This window comes from Actinoplanes sp. CA-051413, from assembly GCF_050955795.1.
Taxonomy (GTDB): domain Bacteria; phylum Actinomycetota; class Actinomycetes; order Mycobacteriales; family Micromonosporaceae; genus Actinoplanes.
Genome location: NZ_CP192100.1, coordinates 7,089,475 through 7,108,240 on the forward strand (window position 1 = coordinate 7,089,475; position 18,766 = coordinate 7,108,240).

The 18,766-nt window shown below is 72.1% G+C and carries 16 protein-coding genes; 11 read left to right on the forward strand and 5 right to left on the reverse strand.

Annotated elements, in window-relative coordinates; all coding sequences use genetic code 11:
- The first annotated feature begins 85 nt into the window (after positions 1 to 85).
- Positions 86 to 3,187, forward strand: a complete 3,102-nt coding sequence (locus ACQP2Y_RS33290; protein WP_433719754.1) for a GH92 family glycosyl hydrolase — start codon at positions 86 to 88, stop codon at positions 3,185 to 3,187.
- Positions 3,188 to 3,239: 52 nt separating this feature from the next.
- On the opposite strand, the gene ACQP2Y_RS33295 is transcribed toward ACQP2Y_RS33290, so the two are convergent.
- The 3 genes from ACQP2Y_RS33295 to ACQP2Y_RS33305 are packed head-to-tail and all read right to left on the reverse strand — an operon-like array spanning position 3,240 to position 5,255.
- Positions 3,240 to 3,653 carry a CBS domain-containing protein gene (locus ACQP2Y_RS33295; protein ID WP_360829891.1) on the reverse strand — a complete coding sequence of 138 codons (414 nt, stop codon included), beginning with the start codon at positions 3,651 to 3,653 and terminating at the stop codon, positions 3,240 to 3,242.
- Positions 3,654 to 3,697: 44 nt separating this feature from the next.
- Positions 3,698 to 4,543, reverse strand: a complete 846-nt coding sequence (locus tag ACQP2Y_RS33300; protein WP_433719757.1) for an NAD(P)H-hydrate dehydratase — start codon at positions 4,541 to 4,543, stop codon at positions 3,698 to 3,700.
- The gene (locus ACQP2Y_RS33305) at positions 4,527 to 5,255 is read right to left on the reverse strand and encodes a histidine phosphatase family protein (RefSeq protein WP_433719760.1); all 729 of its coding nucleotides are present in this window, start codon (positions 5,253 to 5,255) and stop codon (positions 4,527 to 4,529) included. Before ACQP2Y_RS33305 ends, ACQP2Y_RS33300 begins: the two co-directional genes overlap by 17 nt.
- Positions 5,256 to 5,394: 139 nt before the next feature.
- On the opposite strand from ACQP2Y_RS33305, the gene ACQP2Y_RS33310 reads away from it, so the two are divergent.
- The 6 genes from ACQP2Y_RS33310 (at position 5,395) to ACQP2Y_RS33335 (ending at position 13,163) form a co-directional block, all read left to right on the forward strand.
- Entirely contained in the window at positions 5,395 to 6,141 is a 747-nt protein-coding gene (locus tag ACQP2Y_RS33310) for a hypothetical protein (protein WP_433719762.1), read from the forward strand.
- Between the two features lie 45 nt (positions 6,142 to 6,186).
- The gene (locus tag ACQP2Y_RS33315) at positions 6,187 to 8,478 is read left to right on the forward strand and encodes a putative bifunctional diguanylate cyclase/phosphodiesterase (RefSeq protein WP_433719765.1); all 2,292 of its coding nucleotides are present in this window, start codon (positions 6,187 to 6,189) and stop codon (positions 8,476 to 8,478) included.
- 103 nt (positions 8,479 to 8,581) lie between these two features.
- Complete coding sequence (locus ACQP2Y_RS33320; protein ID WP_433719767.1) at positions 8,582 to 9,886, forward strand: extracellular solute-binding protein; 1,305 nt, start codon at positions 8,582 to 8,584, stop codon at positions 9,884 to 9,886.
- An 11-nt stretch (positions 9,887 to 9,897) separates the two neighbouring features.
- On the forward strand, positions 9,898 to 10,833 hold the full coding sequence (locus ACQP2Y_RS33325; protein WP_433719770.1) for a carbohydrate ABC transporter permease: 936 nt from the start codon (positions 9,898 to 9,900) through the stop codon (positions 10,831 to 10,833).
- 3 nt (positions 10,834 to 10,836) lie between these two features.
- Positions 10,837 to 11,679 carry a carbohydrate ABC transporter permease gene (locus tag ACQP2Y_RS33330; protein ID WP_433719773.1) on the forward strand — a complete coding sequence of 281 codons (843 nt, stop codon included), beginning with the start codon at positions 10,837 to 10,839 and terminating at the stop codon, positions 11,677 to 11,679.
- Between the two features lie 2 nt (positions 11,680 to 11,681).
- On the forward strand, positions 11,682 to 13,163 hold the full coding sequence (locus ACQP2Y_RS33335; RefSeq protein WP_433719776.1) for an alpha-N-arabinofuranosidase: 1,482 nt from the start codon (positions 11,682 to 11,684) through the stop codon (positions 13,161 to 13,163).
- On the opposite strand, the gene ACQP2Y_RS33340 is transcribed toward ACQP2Y_RS33335, so the two are convergent.
- Complete coding sequence (locus ACQP2Y_RS33340; RefSeq protein ID WP_433719779.1) at positions 13,160 to 13,918, reverse strand: metallophosphoesterase; 759 nt, start codon at positions 13,916 to 13,918, stop codon at positions 13,160 to 13,162. The two genes, ACQP2Y_RS33335 and ACQP2Y_RS33340, sit on opposite strands and share 4 nt — an antisense overlap.
- 110 nt (positions 13,919 to 14,028) lie before the next feature.
- Between ACQP2Y_RS33340 and ACQP2Y_RS33345 the strand changes: the two genes are divergently transcribed.
- Genes ACQP2Y_RS33345 through ACQP2Y_RS33355 form a run of 3 tightly spaced genes read left to right on the forward strand, consistent with a single transcriptional unit; the run spans position 14,029 to position 16,554 of the window.
- Positions 14,029 to 14,337 (forward strand): DUF6403 family protein, encoded by a 309-nt coding sequence (locus tag ACQP2Y_RS33345; protein WP_433719782.1) that lies wholly within the window; start codon positions 14,029 to 14,031, stop codon positions 14,335 to 14,337.
- The gene (locus ACQP2Y_RS33350) at positions 14,330 to 15,685 is read left to right on the forward strand and encodes a hypothetical protein (RefSeq protein ID WP_433719785.1); all 1,356 of its coding nucleotides are present in this window, start codon (positions 14,330 to 14,332) and stop codon (positions 15,683 to 15,685) included. The genes ACQP2Y_RS33345 and ACQP2Y_RS33350 overlap by 8 nt, the downstream gene beginning before the upstream one ends.
- Complete coding sequence (locus ACQP2Y_RS33355) at positions 15,682 to 16,554, forward strand: hypothetical protein (protein ID WP_433719787.1); 873 nt, start codon at positions 15,682 to 15,684, stop codon at positions 16,552 to 16,554. The genes ACQP2Y_RS33350 and ACQP2Y_RS33355 overlap by 4 nt, the downstream gene beginning before the upstream one ends.
- 100 nt (positions 16,555 to 16,654) lie before the next feature.
- Here the strand turns inward: ACQP2Y_RS33355 and ACQP2Y_RS33360 are convergent, their stop codons facing one another.
- Positions 16,655 to 17,632: a LysR family transcriptional regulator gene (locus ACQP2Y_RS33360; RefSeq protein WP_433719790.1), complete on the reverse strand. Its 978-nt coding sequence runs from the start codon at positions 17,630 to 17,632 to the stop codon at positions 16,655 to 16,657.
- A gap of 211 nt (positions 17,633 to 17,843) precedes the next feature.
- On the opposite strand from ACQP2Y_RS33360, the gene ACQP2Y_RS33365 reads away from it, so the two are divergent.
- Complete coding sequence (locus tag ACQP2Y_RS33365; RefSeq protein WP_433719793.1) at positions 17,844 to 18,764, forward strand: sulfite exporter TauE/SafE family protein; 921 nt, start codon at positions 17,844 to 17,846, stop codon at positions 18,762 to 18,764.
- Positions 18,765 to 18,766 lie beyond the last annotated feature (2 nt).

Below are 18,766 nucleotides of genomic sequence, written 5' to 3' on the forward strand. Positions count from 1 at the left end.
ACGTATTGACAACTGGTTATATCTGCGTGCTTCTATGAGACACGCGATTTGACATCGTTGTCACCACGAAGGGACGGCTTCCCCCATGCTCCGTACCCTCGCCACGGCGGTCATCCTCGCCGCCGCGGCCCTCTCGGTCCCGTCGGCCGCGCAAGCGGCCGCCGATCCCGACCTCACCCAGTACGTCAATCCGTTCGTCGGCACCGACGACAGCAACTCCCCCAACCCGGTCGGCGGCGGCGCCGGCGGCAGCACCTTCCCCGGCGCCACCGTGCCGTTCGGGATGGTGCAGTTCAGCCCGGACACCCCCACCGCCTCACCGTCGGGCTACCGCGACCGGGACCGCACCGTCGAGTCGTTCAGCCTCACCCACTTCAACGGGGCCGGCTGTCCCAACAACGAGGACATCCCGATCCTGCCGGTCACCGGCGCGCTCGGCGCCTCCCCCGGATCCAGCTGGACCAGCTATGCGTCCGCCTACACCAAGAGCAACGAGAGCGCCGAGCCCGGCTACTACCGCAACCGCCTCGACAAGTACGGCGTGGACGCGGAGCTCAGCGCGACCAAGCGCACCGGCGCGCTGAAGCTCACCTACCCGGCCAGCACCACCGCCCGGGTGCTGATCAACGCCAGCCGCTCGGCCACCGGCGACCGCGACGGCAACGTCACGATCACCGGCAACCGGGTCTGGGGTGAGCACACCGCCGGCGGCTTCTGCGGCGGCAAGACGTTCAAGATGTACTACTCGATCCAGTTCGACCGCACGCCCACCGGCTTCGGCACCTTCAAGGGCGCCACGGTGACCGCCGGATCGTCGACGACCAGCGGCACCAGCACCGGCGCCTACGTCACCTTCGACACCACGGCGAACGCCGTCGTCAACGCCACCGTCGGCATCTCCTTCGTGAGCGTGGCCAACGCGCAGAACAACGCCACCGCCGAGGCGGCACCCTTCGCCACCGTGCGCGCCAACGCCGACGCCGCCTGGAACACCGCCCTGAACCGCGTGCAGGTGACCGGCGGCGCCGCCACAGACCTGCAGAAGTTCTACACCGCGCTCTACCACGTGCTGCAGAACCCGAACCTGTCCAGCGACACCAACGGCGAGTACCGCGGCTTCGACAACGCGGTGCACACGGCGAGCCACCCCGTCTACCAGAACTACTCCGGGTGGGACATCTACCGCTCCTGGGCGGCCCTGGTCGCCCTGACAGCGCCGGACGTGATGACCGACATCGTCAAGTCCATGGTGCTCGACGGTCAGCAGGGCGGACTGCTGCCGAAGTGGTCCCATCAGACCGTCGAGGACTTCGTCATGCCCGGCGACCCCGGCCCGATCATCGTGGCCAGCGCCTACGCGTTCGGCGTGCGCGGCTTCGACACGGCGGCGGCACTGGCACTGATGAAGAAGAGCGGCAGCGGCGGCTCGACCCAGGGCGTGGTGCTGCGCGGCAACCAGGCCACCTACCAGGCCAACCGCTTCATCCCGGGCAACCCCTCGGAGACCCTGGAGTACGCGGCCAGCGACTTCGCGATCGCCCAGTTCGCCGGCGCGCTCGGCGACGGCGCCGGGCACGACACGTACGCGGCCCGCTCGCAGTACTGGCGCAGCCTGTTCAACGGCGAGTCGTCCTATCTGCACACCCGCGACGGCGGCGGGGGCTGGTCGGCGAACCTGAACCCGGCCCAGGAGAGCCCGTACGTGGAGGGCAACGCCGCCCAGTACACCTGGATGGTCCCGCACAACATGGGCGCGCTGATCACCCTGATGGGCGGCCCCGGCACCGCGGTGCAACGCCTCGACCACCACTTCACCGAGCTCAACGGCGGGCTGAGCCGGCCGTACTTCTACATCGGCAACGAGCCCGAGCACAACGTGCCGTGGACGTACAACGCCGCCCGCAAGCCGGCCGGCACGAGCGACGCCGTCCGGCGGGTGATGGCCGATTCGTTCACCACCGGCGCCGGCGGCCTGCCGGGCAACGACGACCTGGGTGCGACCTCGGCCTGGTACGTCTGGTCGGCGCTGGGCCTCTACCCGGTCACACCGGGCGCGGACACCCTCGCCGCGCACGGTGCGCTGTTCCCGAGCGTGCTGATCCGGCGCGGCCCGGGCGACATCACCATCACCGGCGGCAGCGCGGCCAACCGGTACGTGCAGTCGCTGGCGGTCGACGGGAGCACGACCAGCCACAACTACCTGCGCTACGGCGACCTCGCGGACGGCGGGACGGTCACCTTCACCATGGGCGGCAGTCCGTCGAGCTGGGGCACGGGCGCTGCCGACGTACCGCCGAGCTTTGCCGCCGGGGCGACCCAGCCGCCGGCGGAACCGGATCTCGGGGCGAACCTGGCCCTGGGCCGGCCGGTGACCGGCTCGGCGGCCTGCGCCGCGAGCGAGGCCGCCGGCAAGGCGGTCGACGGCGCGCTGGCCGGCAACAGCAAATGGTGTACGTCCACCGCGCCGCGTCAGCTCCAGGTCGACCTCGGCTCGGCCCGCACGGTGTCGTCGTTCGTCGTCAAGCACGCCGGTCTGGGCGGCGAGAACACCACCTGGAACACCGGCGCGTTCACGATCGCGACCAGCACCGACGGCACCACCTTCACCCCCGCGGTGACCGTCACCGGCTCGCGGAGCAGCCGGACCTACACCCCGATCACCGCCCGCAGCGCCCGCTACGTGCGGTTCGAGACCAGCCAGCCGGCCACCGACAGCAGCGCGGCGGCCCGGATCTACGAGCTCGAGGTGTACGGCAGCAGCAGCGCCCCGCCCGACCTGGCGCTGAACCGGCCGGCGACGGCCGACTCGTCCTGCGGCGCGAACGAGGGCCCGGCCAAGGCCTTCAACGGCAGCTGGCTGGGCGGCTGGAACGACAAGTGGTGTTCCCAGGGCTCGACCCGGTGGGTGCAGACCGACCTGGGCACCCGGCAGCGCGTCGGCTCGGTGCTGATCCGGCACGCGGGCGCGGGCGGCGAGCTGCCGGCCTGGAACACGCGTGACTTCGACATCCAGACCTCGGATGACGGGTCCGCGTGGACCACCCGCGCGCAGGTCCGTGGCAACGCGGCCGACTCGACGACCACGGCGGTCGGCGTCGACGCCCGCTACGTGCGGGTGGCGGTGGTGACGCCGACGTCCGACGGCAGCGCCGCGGCCCGCCTCTACGAGGTGCTGGTGACCGCCTGAGACCCCCGGGGTGGGGGCCGGGTCCCGCGACCCCCACCCCGGGCCGGGCCGATCAGGAGGTGACGGCGTCGATCAGGTCGCCGACCGGGCGGTCGGGCAGGGCCTTGGCGACATCGGCGATCGCGACGATGCCGACCAGCTGGTGGCCGTCGATCACCGGCAGCCGGCGCACCTTGTGCTCGGACATCGTGCGCAGGATCTCGGCGGCGTCGTCGTCCGCGCCGATCGTGACGGGCTTGCCCTGGGCCAGCTCACCGGCCGTGCAGTCGGCCGGGTTGCGGTCCTTGGCCACGACCTTCACGACGATGTCGCGGTCGGTGATCATGCCCTTGAGGCGGTTGTCCTCGCCGCAGATGGGCAGCGAGCCGACGTCGAGGTCGGCCATCTTGCGGGCGGCCTCGGCCAGGTTCTCCTTCTCACCGATGCAGGTCACGTCGGGGGTCATGATCTCGCGTGCGGTGGTCATCGGGGTTCTCCCTTCGCTCGGTGGACACCTGTCGCGTACCCGGCTCAGACCGTGGCAATCGTGTATGCCACCTCGTCGACGAGTTCGCGGGCCAGAAATCCGGTGCGCCCGAACCGCGGGGCCAGGCGCTGACCGCTGACGGCGTGCGCGAACGCGCCCCAGCACGCCGCCTGGGCCGGCTCGGCACCGCGGCCCAGCAGGCCCGCCACGATCCCCGCGCGGACGTCACCGCTGCCCGAGGTGCCCAGGCCCACGTCGCCGCTCTCCTCCCGCCAGCGGCCGCCGTCCGCGGTGGCGATGTGCCCGAACAGGCTGACCGTCGCCTGGTAGCGCTGGGCCAGGTTGGCAGCCTCGGCGGCGAGGTCGTCGCCCGGCTCGCGCCCGAGCAGCCGTTCGGCCTCGGTCACGTTCGGCGTCAGCACCACCCGCGCGGACCGGCCGGCCAGCAGGTCCTGCTCCTTGCTCAGGGCGCCGAGCGCGTATGCGTCCAGCACCATCGCCGTGTCCTTGCCGACCGCGTCGAGCACGGCGTGCAACAGCCGCGACGTGAGGTCGATGTCGTCGAGGCCGGGACCGACCGCGACGACGTCGGCGTCCGCCGCGAGCTGCTCCAGCTCGTCCTGGGTCTCGCCCAGGCCGACGACCTTGGCCTCGGGCACGGCGATGCTCAGCGCGCTCACCGTGGACGGCTCGACCGCGAGCTGCAGGCGCCCGGCCCCGGCCCGCAGCGCCGCGACACCGGCCAGCAGCACGGCGCCCGGCGTCGACCGCGACCCGCCGACGACCAGGACGGTGCCGCGGGCCTCCTTGCCGCCCTGCGGATCGGGCAGCGGCCAGTCGCGCAGCACCTGCGGCGTGATGACCCGTTCGGCGTCAGACGGGCTCGGCATTGACTTCCTCCTGCCGGGTGGGTGGTGCACCTTCCTGGTGCAGGTGGGCCACGGAGTTGAACAGTTCCGGGCGCAGCCCGTCGTCACCGCGGCGCCAGGTGCTGATCGAGCAGTTCGCGACGGTGGTGGCGTGCGCGACCTCCATCAGCTCGGCCTCGCTCAGCGACTCGGCCAGGTAGCGCACGAGCAGCACGGTCGCCTCGTGACCGAACAGCAGGACCCGCCCACCGGGATGGTCCTGACGCAGCTCACGCAGCAGGGCGCGCAGGCGCAGCAGCACGTCGGCCCAGGACTCCCCGCCGGGTGGCCGGTAGTAGAACTTGCCGTGCCGGGCGCGGCGGGCGTACTCCTCGGGCAGCCGGGCCTGCACGCCGCGGCCGGTGAGCAGATCCAGCACGCCCAGCTCCCGGTCGCGCAGCCGCTCGTCGACCACCGCGGGGATGCCGGTGCCGGCCAGCGCCAGCTCGGCGGTCTGCCGGGTCCGCAGGTACGGCGAGACGATCGCCACCCGCGGCCGCTCGTCACGCCCCAGCCCGCTCAGCCAGCTGCCCACCGCCTCGGCCTGCTCGCGGCCGGTGCCGGACAGCGGCACGTCGGCATCGCGTTCCGGGATGTCGATGGCCTCCAGCCCGCCGGTCTCGGCGTCCTGCGCGATCACGTTTCCGGTGCTCTGGCCATGACGGATGACGCCCAGCCACTGCAGTTGCTCCATGGCCGACCTCTTACCCGGACGGCGTGAGGACTACCACCAACAATGAAGCCGGCCCCGGCCGTCGCGTCCAGCAGCCCTGGCCCGTTAGGAGGGAGGCAAGGTCCACGGCGCGGACCTCGCCCTGGCTACCGGAGGTATCGTGACTGACAACCAGATCAAGGCGCGGGTCAAAGCGGTGCTCAACGGCACGTCCGCGGACACCGCGACCTCGGAACACCCGCTGGTCGTGCCCGGCGGCCCGCTGCACCCGGACCACGCCCTGCAGGTGCTGACCCTGGCGCAGCGCACGGCCGAGGAACACGTCGCGATAGCCAAACGCCAGGCGGACAAGATCCGCTCCGACGCGCAGGCCGCCTCCGACCAGTCGGCCCGCGACGCCCAGGTGCACGCGCACAACGTGCGCTGCGAGGCGGACAAGGTGCTGGCCGAGGCGCGCGCCACGTCGGAGCAGGCCGCCCGCGACGCCCGGCTGCGGGCCGACGACGCCAAGCGCACCGCCGACCAGATCCTGGCCCAGGCCAAGGACGAGGCCGCGGCCGTCATCGGCGACGCCCAGGGCCACGCCGAGCAGCTCAAACTCCAGGCCCAGCAGCGCTACGAGGACTCGGTCGGCAGCCTGATCGCCAAGCGCGAGGCGCTGCAGCAGCAGATAGAGGCGCTGGAGCACTTCGACCGCGAGTACCGGGCCCGGCTCACCACCTTCATGCAGGGCCAGCTGCGCGCCCTCTGGGTCGACCGGCCGCAGGTGGGCACCGACCTGCAGGCCCCGGTGATCGGCGTCGGCGGGCCGGAGACCACACCGGCCGAGGACGGCGACACCGCGGGCGAGACGGGCGAGCGCGCCGAGGAGACCGAGCCCGCCGGCGAGACGCGGGACGCGGACTGACCCGAAGTCCTTCAGACCCGCTCGTCGTTACCGATGAGCGGGTTCATGATCGCAGGACAGCGCACGCCCGTGGTCGCCGGCGGCGCGCTGCTCGCGGTCAGCCTGGGCAACTTCGCCGCCGGGCTGCTGGGCGCCGGGCTGCACCCGGTGACCGGGTGGCTGCCGCTGCCGGTGATGGCGGTGCTGGCCGCGTACGCGTCCTGGCAGGTCGGCCGGCGCACCGAGCTGGCCGCGCCGACCCGCCGGTTCTGGCGGCACTTCGCGGCCTGTGTCGGCGTGCTGACCGTGACCCTGGTGCTGCACGCCCGCGACGCGCTCACCGGCCCGGCGCCGCACCAGCGGATCAGCCTGCCGACCACGGCTCTGTACCTGCTCTTGCTGCTGGCCCTGGTCTGGGCGCTGATGCGGTTGCCGGCCGAGGCGCGCTCGCGCGGTGACTGGGCGCGCTTCGGCTTCGACGCCGGCATCATCCTCATCACCAGCGGCATCCTGGTCTGGCACTTCGTGCTGATCCACGCGGAGGGCTGGGTCGCGCACACCGGCTCGGCGGCGCCACTGCTGGGCATCGTCATGATCGCCTCGGTGTCGCTGATCGCTTTTGTCAAGGTGGCCTTCACCGGCGCCGGTGGACTGGATCGGGGGGCCGTGCATCTGCTGTCGTTCGGCACCGCGCTGGCCGCCGCGACCGGCTCGCTGATGCCGTTCCTGGACGAGCGGCCCGAGCTGAACTCGACCTTCCTGGCCGTGCCGATCGCCTGCTTCTGCGCGCAGCTCGCCGCCGGCCGGCAGCTGCGGGCCCGGGTCGTGGCGCCCGTCGCGCGGCGCGGCCGGCAGCGGGTGAGCGTGGTGCCGTACCTGGCGGTGGCCGGCATGGACGCGATGTTGCTGGGCACCGACATCCCCAGCGCCGAGGGGCGAATCGTCGCCGTCGGGACGGTGGCGATCACCGCCCTGGTGGTGGTGCGGCAGGTCACCGCGTTGCGGGAGAACAGCCGGCTGCTCGCCACGGTCGACAGCAACCTCAGCCAGCTGCGGGCGTACCAGGAGCAACTGGCCCACCAGGTACGGCACGACTCGCTCACCGAGATCGCCAACCGGGCCAGCTTCGAGGAACAGGTCACCGCCCGGCTCGCCACCGGCGGCTTCGTCGTGGCGCTGCTCGACCTCGACGACTTCAAGACCGTCAACGACCGGCTCGGCCACGGCACCGGCGACGCCCTGCTCAAGGCGGTCAGCCGCCGCCTGCTCGGCCTGCTGCGGGCCGGGGACACGGTGGCCCGCCTCGGCGGTGACGAGTTCACGCTGCTGCTGCCCGGCCTGACCGACACCGAGGCGGCCGCCCTGCTGCGGCGGGTGATCACCGAGGTACAGGAACCGCTGCTCATCGACGGTCACGAGATGACGCCACGGATCAGCATCGGGGTCACCGCGGCCCGGCCCGGCGACACCCCGGGCGAGCTGCTGCGCCGCGCCGACGTCGCCATGTACGCGGCCAAGAACGCCGGCGGGGGCCGCTCGGCCTGGTTCGACCCGGCGATGGACGAGCGGGCCGACCGCGACGCCCGGCTCGGCGCGGACCTGCGCCAGGCCGTCGCCCGCGGCGAGCTGTCGGTGGTCTACCAGCCGATCGTCGAGCTGCCGGACGGCCGCACGGCCGGGGTCGAGGCGCTGGTGCGCTGGCAGCACGCGGTGCACGGGCAGGTGTCGCCCGCGGTGTTCATCCCGCTGGCCGAGCGCAGCGGCGCGATCATCGAGCTCGGCCGGTGGATCCTGGAGCAGGTGGTGGCCCAGGTCGCTGACTGGGACCGCACGCTAGGCGCGGACGCGCCCCGCCGGGTCAGCGTCAACGTCTCACCCCGGGAGCTGCACGAGCCCGGCTTCGTGGCCGGGGTCGCCGCGCTGCTGGCCCGGGCCGGGGTCGACCCGGCCCGGTTCACCGCCGAGATCACCGAGACCGCGGTGCTGGGCACCGGCCCCGGCCTGGAGGCGGTCCGGGCCCTGCACGAGCTCGGCCTGCGGGTGGCGCTGGACGACTTCGGCACCGGGCAGTCGTCGCTGAGCCTGCTGGTGGACTGCCCGGTGCACGTCCTCAAGGTCGACAAGTCGTTCGTCGACGGGGTCACCGCCGGCACCGCCCAGGCCGTCATCGTGGACAGCCTTATCGCCATCACCACCGGCCTGCGGATCGAGGCCGTCGCCGAGGGCGTGGAGACCGCGGCGCAGGCCCGCCGGCTGTACGCGGCCGGCTACCGCTACGCCCAGGGCTTCCACTTCGCCCGTCCGATGACCGGCGACGACATCACCCAGCTGCTCACCCCGGTGCCGCTCGGCGCATGAACCGGTCAGCCCCGGCGATCCTTCTCGATTCGCGTCCGATCGTTCTCGTCTTGCGAAGGCCGATCTGTGGACTCGTGGCGAAGCACGGCGGGAGGCTCCTGTCATGACACTGACCCGACGCGCTCTGTTGAGCGGCACGGCCGCGGCGGCGGCCCTCGGGCTGACCGGGTGCAGCGGCGTGACGCCGGGGCGCGACACCAGCGGGTCGCTCGACTACTGGAACCTGTTCGGCGGCGGTGACGGCGTCCGGATGACCCAGATGCTCGACGGTTTCCGGACCGCCAATCCCCGCGTCACGCTCAGCGCGGTCACCCTGGCCTGGGGCAATCCGTACTACACGAAGCTGGCGCTGGCCACGCTCGGCGACAAGCCGCCGGACGTCGCCATCTCGCACCTGACCCGGATGAAGACGCTGGTCAGCTCGGACCTGCTGGAGGAACTGCGGCCCGCGGACCTGGCCCGGCACGGCATCAGCGCCGACCTGTTCACCGAACGGGCCTGGCAGGCGGGGCTGGTCGACGGCAAGGCGTACGCGATCCCGCTCGACACCCACCCGTTCGTGATGTTCTACAACACCGACATCTGCTCCAAGGCGGGACTGCTCGACTCCGCCGGGGCGCTGACCCCGCTGGACACCCCGGAGAAGTTCACCGAGGCGATGCGCAAGGCCAAGGAGGCCTCCGGCGCGTACGGCGGGGTCGTGGCGATCAACAACGACACCTCGACCCCCTGGCGGATCTTCCAGTCGCTCTACAGCCAGCTCGGCGGCGAGGTCCTGGCCGACGAGGGCCGCCGGGTGGTGCTCGATGAGGCCAGGGCGAGCCAGGTGCTGACCTTCCTGCAGTCGCTGACCAAGTCCGGCCTGTTCCCCGCCAGCAGCGACTACCAGGGTTCCATCGCCACGTTCGCCAACGGCCAGGCCGGCTTCTACTTCCAGGGCGAGTGGGAGATCTCCACCTTCCAGACCGCCAAGATGCCGTTCTCCATGACGCTGTTCCCCAATGTCTTCGGCGGCAACAAGTACGCCGTGCAGGCCGACTCGCACACCCTGGTCGTCCCTCGCCGGCCGGACCAGAGCCAGGCCGGCCTCGATCGCTCGCTGCTGCTGGTGCGCTCGATGCTGGACCAGAGCAAGACCTGGGCCGAGGGCGGGCACGTGCCGGCCTGGCTGCCGTTCCGCGACAGCGCCGAGTACCAGGCGATGACGCCGCAGTCGAACTACTCCGCGGCCGCCGACGCCGCCGTCTACGACCCGGAGGGCTGGTACTCCGGCTCCGGCTCCAACTTCGAGATCGTCATGGGCTCCGCCGTCGCCACCGTCCTGGGCGGCCAGCAGTCCCCGGCCGACGCGATCGCCCAGATACGCGGCCAGCTGCAGAACCTGTCCACGACCGCGTCGCCCATCTGAGGGGGTGCCTGGTGACCACCGAGACCGTCGTACGCCCCCGCCCCGCGACCGAGGACGGGGCCCCGCCGGAGCAACGTCCCGGCACCGGCCTGCCCGCACTGGGTTTCCTGGCGCCGTTCCTGATCCTGTACCTCGCGTTCATCATCGGACCGACCATCTACGGCCTGGTGATGAGCTTCTTCGACACCAGCCTGGTCAAGCCCGGGCTGTCCGGCTTCGCGGGCTTCGGCAACTACGCCGAGGCGTTGCAGAGCAGCGACTTCTGGTCGTCGCTGTGGCACACGGTGTGGTTCACCGTGCTGACCACGCCGCCGCTGATCGTGCTCGCGTTCGTCTTCGCCCTGCTGGCCGACCGGGCCAGCCGCGGCCGGTGGTTCTTCCGGCTGGCGTTCTTCGCGCCGTTCATCCTGCCCTCGGCCGTGGTCGCGCTGATCTGGATCTTCATCTACACCCCGGGGCTGGGGCTGATCGAGACCGGCCTGCTGAAGATCGGCATCACCTCGCCGAACTGGCTGGGCGACCCGAACTGGGCCATGCCGTCGCTGGCGATGACCACCATCTGGTGGACGCTCGGGTTCAACTTCGTGCTCTACCTGGCCGGCCTGCAGGAGATCCCGCGGGACCTCTACGAGGCCTCGGCCATGGACGGCGCCTCGCCCTGGCAGCAGATCCGCAAGATCACCATCCCGATGCTCGGGCGCACCACCACGCTGGTGGCCGTGCTGCAGGTGATCGCCTCGCTCAAGGTCTTCGACCAGATGTACATCATGACCTCGGGCGGGCCGAACTTCGCCACCCGCTCGATCCTCGAGTACGTCTACGACGAGGGTTTCACCAACTTCCGGGTCGGCTACGCCGCGGCCGTGTCGATGCTGTTCTTCCTGGTCGTGCTCCTGGTCTCCGCCGTCTGGTTCACCATCGTCCGCCGCCAGGAGAAGGGGGTCTGACCCATGACGGATCTCGCTCAGCGGGCGGAGACACGCGTCAAGCTCTTCAACCGCATCTGCTTCGGCGTGCTGATCGCCTTCGCCCTGCTCTGGCTGGTGCCGCTGGCCTGGGCGCTGGACACCGCGCTCAAGCCCAACGCCGAGACCACCAGGACCACGTGGGCCATCGCCGACCCGACCCTCGACGCGTTCAGCCGGGTGCTGCGCGACACCGACATCCTCACCTGGTTCGGCTCCAGCCTGTTCATCTCGACGCTGACGGCGGTGGGCACCGTGCTGGTGGCCAGCCTGGCCGCGTACGCGTTGTCCCGGATGCGGTTCCGCTACCGCAACGTGGTGTTCTGGCTGGTGCTGGTCGGCATCATGATCCCCGGCCAGGTGCTGATCGTGCCCTGGTTCCGCGAGTTCGACGCGCTGGGCCTGCTCAACACGTGGTGGGCGGTGAGCCTGCCGCAGATCCCGACCGCGATCGCCGTGTTCATCTTCAAGCAGTTCTTCGACGGCCTGCCGCGCGAGCTGGAGGAGGTCGCACGCATGGACGGCGCCGGCTACCTGCGGATCTACCGGAAGATCATCATGCCGCTGGCCCGCCCCGCGGTCGCGGCCGTGGCCATCTTCACCTTCGTCACCTCGTGGAACGACCTGCTGTGGCCGCTGCTGGTGCTGAGCAACCCGGACATCATGACCGTGCCGGTCGGCCTGGCCACGGTGCAGGGGGCCTTCGGCATCCGGTACGCGGACACGATGGCGTCGGCTATTCTCGGCGCGATCCCGCTCGTCGCCGTGTTCCTGCTGTTCCAGCGCCATATCGTCGAGGGCATCGCCGGCAGCGGCCTGAAAGGTTGAGCATGCTTTCCGCCACCATGACCGTCGACCCCGCGTTCCGGGTGGGCGAGGTGGACCCGCGGCTGTACGGCTCGTTCGTCGAGCACATGGGCCGCTGCGTCTACACCGGCATCTACGAGCCCGGGCACCCGAGCGCCGACGATAACGGCTTCCGGCAGGACACCGCGGACCTGGTCCGCGAGCTCGGTGTCCCGCTGGTGCGCTACCCCGGCGGCAACTTCGTCTCGGGTTACCGCTGGGAGGACGGCATCGGCCCGGTCGGCGAGCGGCCCACCCGCCTCGACCTGGCCTGGCGCTCGCTGGAGTCCAACCACGTCGGGGTCGGCGAGTTCCTGACCTGGGCGCGGACCGTCGGCGTGGAGCCGATGATGGCGGTCAACCTGGGCACCCGGGGCATCGACGCGGCCCGGTCCCTGGTGGAGTACTGCAACCTGCCCGGCGGCACGTACTGGTCGGACCTGCGCGGCGGGCAGCCGTACGGGATCAAGACCTGGTGCCTGGGCAACGAGATGGACGGCCCGTGGCAGATCGGCCACAAGACCGCGGACGAGTACGCCCGGCTGGCGCTGGAGACGGCCAAGGCGATGCGCCTGGTCGACCCGACGATCGAGCTCGTCGCCTGCGGCAGCTCGGGCCGGCAGATGCCGACGTTCGGCAGCTGGGAGGCGACCGTGCTGGCCGAGACCTACGACGCCGTCGACTACGTCTCGATGCACGCCTACTACCAGCAGCACGGTGACGACCGGGACAGCTTCCTGGCCAGCGCCACCGACATGGACCAGTTCATCGACGAGCTCGTCGCGACGGCCGACCACGTACGCGCGGTCGGCCGGCACCGCAAGCGGATCAACGTCTCCTTCGACGAGTGGAACGTCTGGTACCAGAGCCGCTTCGCCGGCGAGCAGAACCTTGACGTCGAGCACGCGCCCCGGCTGATCGAGGACGTCTACTCGGTCAGCGACGCGGTCGTGGTCGGCAACCTGCTGATCAGCCTGCTGCGCCACGCCGACCGGGTGAAGATCGGCTGCCAGGCGCAGCTGGTCAACGTCATCGCCACCATCATGACCGAGCCGGGCGGCACGGCGTGGCGGCAGGCGAGCTTCCACCCGTACGCGCTGACGACCCGCTACGGGCGCGGCACCGTGTTGCAGCCGGCCATCACGGCACCGACGCACGAGACGGCCCGGCACGGTGAGGTCCCGCTGCTGGACGCGGTCGCCGTGCAGACGGATGAGGGCGTGGTGCTCTTCGCGGTGAACAGGTCGCAGACCGAGCCGATGACCCTGGACGTGGACCTGCGCGCCGTGCCCGGCCTGACCACCGCCACCCACACGGTGCTCGCGGACGACGACCCGGACGCGGTCAACACCGCCCAGCAGCCCGACCGGGTGCAGCCGCGCGACCTGAGCGAGCCCAAACTGGACGGTGGCCGGCTGCGGGCCGAGCTCCCGGCCCTGTCCTGGAACATGATCAGGCTGAGCTAGCCGATCAGGGTCGCATCCTCGAAGACCAGCGGCGCCCACTGCGGGGCGCCGGCGCGGCCGTGTTTGGGATCGACGCCGACGAAGCGGGCGCCGCCGATCCTGGTGAACGTGTGCCGGGCCGTCCAGTCCACGGTGCTGCGCTGCCGGATCCGCTCGCCGCACAGCCAGGCCCGATGGCGGAAGTCGACGATGCTCGAGTGGCCGTGCAGCTGGCTGAACGGGGGCGGCTCGGCGGCATGCAGCCAGGACTCGTACACGTCCGGGCCGGCCTCCGCCCAGAGCGGGCCGCGGTCGTGCCACAGCAGCTGGTCGGGCCGGGTGTTGAGCAGGTCCGCGGCGGTCCCGGCGGTGACCGGCGCGCCGAGCTCCTGCCAGGCACCGACGGTCAGCGCGGCGTGGGTGAGCAGGAACTCCTCGCCCTCGGCGGTGCGCAGCGCGGTGGCCACCCGCAGCTGGTCGCGCAGCCACCAGCCGCGCAGCAGGGCGGCGTCGCTCTCGGCGAGCGGCTCCGGCCAGAACACGTCACCGCCGAGGTACTGCGACTCGTGGTTGCCGATGAGCTGGATCCAGCGGGCGGGCGCGTCCGCGAGCCGCTCGGCGACGAAGGCCAGCACGCCGGAGCTGTCCGGCCCCCGGTCGACCAGGTCCCCGACCTGAACGATCACGGTGTCCTCGTCGCGGGTCAGCCCGCCGACCGCGTCCGCCAGGTGCCGCGCACACCCGCCGACGTCCCCGACCACCACGACCCGCGTCATCGGTCACCTCCGTGCCGACGACGATAACCAGGGCCTGCGTGATCAATGGACCCCGTCCGGCACAATCAGGTCCTGATACCCGCTCGAGACCCCACCGGAGCTGCTCCTTCATGTCGTCATGGCCGATCTGGACCGTGGGTGTCGTGCTGCTGCTCGGGGCGGGTTTCGCGGCGGTCGCGGTGCCCCGGCTGCGGGCCGGGGAGCTGCACCGGCGTACGGAATGGTCGGCCGCCCGGGCCGCGATCGGCACCGCCACCGTCAGCCGCGACGCCTGCCCGGTCCCGGTTGCTGAAGCCGAGCAGCTGCTGAGCCGGGCCGAGCTGATCGCCGCGGGCCGCGGCGGGCGCGCGGCAGCCCGGACGGCGGCCGAGTGCGCGCGGCAGGCCGACGCGTTGTGGCGGGAGGCCGCGCGTGGCTGACCACTTCCTGCGACGGCGGCCGGAGTGGCTGCGCTGGGCGGTGCTCGGCGTCGCCGCCGGCATCCTGGTGATCTTCCTGGGCGCCCAGCGGCAGAGCATCGACGTCAGTTACGGCGCGTCCCCGTCGACCGCGCAGCGCATCGACCAGCAGCCGCCTGGTTCGGCGAGCGTGCCCTCGGTCGAGGAGATGAGCGCGCTGATCCGGGCGAAGCCGGTGGTCCGGCTGCCCGGTGCCGTCGCGTCCTGGGACGAGGCGGCGGTCCGGGCCGCGGCCGGCGGCGCCGAGGTACGCATCCTGGTCGCGCCGCCCGGGCTGGACAAGGCAGCGCAGGACCGGGTCCGCGACGTCGAGGAGGCCACCGTCCGGATCATCGGCACCCAGGTCAGCGGCGGGCTCTACCGGTCCACCGGCAGCACGGCGGCCGACTGGCGGTCCCAGTTCGCCACCGGTGACGTGACGACGCTCCTGGTCGGTCTGGTCGCTGAGCTGAACGACCAGCCGGCGCCCGCGGAGACCGACCGGTTGGCCCGGCGCGAGCCGAGCCCCGCGGAGCTGCGGGCCGTTACCGCCGACCTGCGGCGCACGGGGGTGCACGTCGCTGCGGGCGCGACCCTGACCGACGTGCCGGCGACTGCCGCGGCGGCGGCTTTCCCGGGCCGCAAAGCGTTGTACGTGGCCCTGCCCCAGCAGCCGGCCGGAAAGCCGGTCCCCCGCTACGGGCCGTCGCTCGCGGCGAGCTTCCCGGACACCCCGATCGTGGTGATGTACGGATCGTGGATCGAGTACGACGGTCCGGACGCGGCCGGGTTCGCCGAGCTGACCACGGCCACGTACTACGGCCGGTTCGGTGATCTGCTCAGCCGGTCGGCGTACCCGCAGCGGGCGGTGCTGGCCACGTACCTGGACCGGGTCGCCGACGTGCGCTACTCGGGGCTGTTCGACCGGCCCCTGCCGTACCGTCCGCTCGACCCGGTCCGGGTCGCCCTGCCCGCCCTGCCGTGGTTGTTCACCGCCTGCGTCGTCGCCTTCCTGCTGCTGTCGGCGCGGTCCGTGCGCCGGCCCGCCCCGAGCCTGAGCACGCCGAGTCTGGGCACCCCGGCCCGGTTGGCCGGCCTGACCGGGCTGGCCGTCGAGATGTCGGCGCTCACCTCGCGGGCCAGTGACCCGGCGCTGACCCGCGGCATCACCAAGCTGCTGGCAGCCCGCGACGCGCTCGCCGGGAACCTGCCGGATCCGCACGTCCGCGAACTGCTCGACGACGCCGAGGCCGAGCTCGACGAGGCGGCCCGGCTGCTGCCCTTCGACGGCTACCGTCCCGGCGACTACCTGCGACGGAGGCCGGCGTGAGCAGACGAGTCACGCCGTTCGGCCTCGCCGTGGTGGCCTGCCTGATCCTGGCCGGCTGGGCGCTGTGGTCCGGCGGCATCCTGGACGGGGCGATCGCCCGGCAGGTCCGCTCGTCGTCGGTCTACGCCGCCCCCGGCATCGACCTGGACCGCCCGGCCGCGCAGCGGGTGATCGGCAACCGCCGGCTGGTCGTGATCATGCTGGCGCCCGGCACGGACGACCTGCGGCAGGGCTGCGACGCCGCCCGGCAGGCGGCCAAGGGCACGCTGGTGCTGGTGCTCAGCCGGCAGGACGACGAGTACGACACGTACGGCTGCGCCCTGCTGCCCGGCGTCGACGACGAGAACTTCGGCAAGGCCGCGGTGGCCGAGACGACGATCGGCTCGGGCATCGACGGGTTCGCCGACCGGCCGCTGGAAGCGCTGAAGGTGGTGGCCGTCAACTACGACGGGCTGGTCAAGGCCGGGGTGGTGCCCGACGGCGCGCGGACCATCAGCCCGTCGCTGCCGCGCTATCTGATCGCGGCGGCGGCGATCGCGGCGGTCCTGCTGGGCGCGGCCGGGCTGTACGTCGCCGGGCGCCGGGCCGGGCGGCTCGCGGTCGCCGAGCATGAGCGCCGGGCCGCGGCCGTCGACGCCGGGAACGCCACCAGCGCCGCTGCGGCGGTCCTCGCGCAGCAGATCGTCGAGCTGGACGGGCGTTCGCCGCGGGGGCGGCGCAAGACCTTCGACAACCAGTACCGGCGGCTCGCCGGTGACTATGCCGAGCTGCTCGGCGAGCTCGCGGCCGGGACGGGTTCCGCGGCGCTGGACCGGCGGATCGAGGCACTCAGCAAGCGGTGCCGGGAGCTGGCCGCCCGAACGACCTAGGCCTCTCCGGCTGCTCACGCGGCCGGCTCGGTCCCCGGCCGGGTCGCACCAGCCCGGCTCAGCCGGCTCGGTCCCCCCGGCCGGGTCGCGCCAGCTCGGCTCAGCTGGCTCGGTCCCGGGCTGTGTCGCACCAGCCAAGTTCGGCGGCCAGGCCGCGGGCGGTCTCGACGAGCTCGATCGCCCACCGGGACGGATGGTGGGCCCGCCACAGCATCGACCACGGATAGCTCGGCACCGACGGGTCGAGCGGGCGCCAGACCAGCTCGGCCGACACGCCCGCCGTCGACTCCGGGGTGCAGAGCACGCAGCGGCCCTGCAACACCAGGTCCACGGCCGCCCGCAGCGTCTGCACGCTGCCGGTGAACAGGGTCGGGAAGAAGCCCGCGGACCGGCACACCTCCGCGACGAAACCGTTGAACTCGGGCGCCTGGTCCTCGTCGGCGAGCAGCAGCGTCTCGCCGCGCAGGTCGCTGACCGGGACGTGGGTCAGGGCGGCGTACGGGTGCCCGGCCGGGACCAGCACGCCCAGCGGATCGAGCCGGAAGATCTCCGCGGCGATCTCCGGGGCCGCCCCCGGCAGCCGCCCGATGCCCACGTCGAGCCGGCCGTCGGCGAGCAGCCGGCACTGCTCCGGTACGCCCGCGAGCACCTGGTGGATCTCCAGCTCGGGGTGGCGGGCCTGCACCGCGCGCAGCACCGGGCGTACGGCGTCGTAGCCCTCGTCGAGCACTCCGACCCGCAGCGTCGGCGCGGCGAGCGCCATGCCCTGGGCCAGTACGGCGGCCCGGTCGACGTGCTCGACGATCTGCCGGGCCTCGATCAGGAAGCGGGCGCCGGCCGGGGTGAGGGCGACGTGCCGGGTGGTCCGGTCGACCAGCAGCACCCCGACCGCGCGTTCGAGGCGTTGCACCTGGGCGCTGAGCGCCGAGGGGACGATGTGCTCGCGGGCGGCGGCCCGGCCGAAGTGCAGTTCCTCGGCGAGGGTGACGAAATAGCGCAGCTGGCGCAGCTCGATGCGGTTGCCGCCGACTGTGTCGGAGACGGCGCGGAGAGCGGAGTGCCGGGGCAGGGTGCTCATGGTGCGACCTCCTCGATGACCCCGCTCATCCCATCGATACGTCCTTCGCAGTGTTATCGCTAACATTCACGTAGTCAAGGCGTAACAGAGTGGCAACATGACCCTCGGCAGGCCGTTGTTAGCGGTCACATGGGGAACTCTGTCGTTCCAATAGTTGATATAGTCGACCAAGTTAGTAGACAAGGCAGGGATTCTCGCCGAAACTCGACCGATGGATCTCACCCTGGCGTTCGCCGGACTTGGCGTCGGCATCGTGGTCGGACTCACCGGCATGGGCGGCGGCGCCCTGATGACCCCCATCCTGGTCCTGGTCTTCGGCGTCCCGCCGGTCGCCGCGGTCTCCAGCGACCTGGCGGCCAGCGCGGTGATGAAGCCGTTCGGCGGCTGGGTGCACGCCCGCCGCGGCACGGTGAACTGGCGCCTCGTCGCCTGGCTCTGCGCCGGCAGCATCCCCAGCGCCTTCCTCGGCGTCCTGCTGCTGCGCCTGCTCGGCGACGACGAGACCGTGCAGCACACGATCAAGATCGCCCTCGGCGGCGCACTGCTGCTGGCCGCCGGCGGCATGCTGCTCAAGGCCTGGGTGACGAGGAATCAGCGCGGCGACGGCCCGGCCGAGCCGATCACGGTACGGCCGATCCCCACCCTGCTGGTCGGCGTCGGCGGCGGCCTGATCGTGGGCCTGACCTCGGTCGGCTCCGGCTCCCTGATCATCGTGGCCCTGCTGGCGCTGTACCCGAAGCTGCGCGCCAACGACCTGGTCGGCACCGACCTGATCCAGGCCATCCCGCTGGTGATCTCGGCGGCGGTGGGCCACGCCCTCTTCGGCGACCTGAAACTGGACATCGCGGGCGCGGTCCTGATCGGCTCGATCCCGGGTGTGCTGCTGGGCGCGCGGATCTCGTCGCGGGCGCCGGGCGGCATCGTGCGGGCGGCGCTGGTGATCGTCCTGCTGGCGAGTGCGCTGAAGCTGCTGGACGTACCGACCGCGGCGGTGGGCGTGATCACCGGGACGGCGGTTCTCTTCGCGCTCGGACTGGGGATCTGGCGGCGGAACCGCCGGCCGGCCGCCACCGTGCCGAGCCAGAGCGGGGCGACGGAGGACGAGCACCAGGAGAGTGTGAGCGCCCGCTGAGC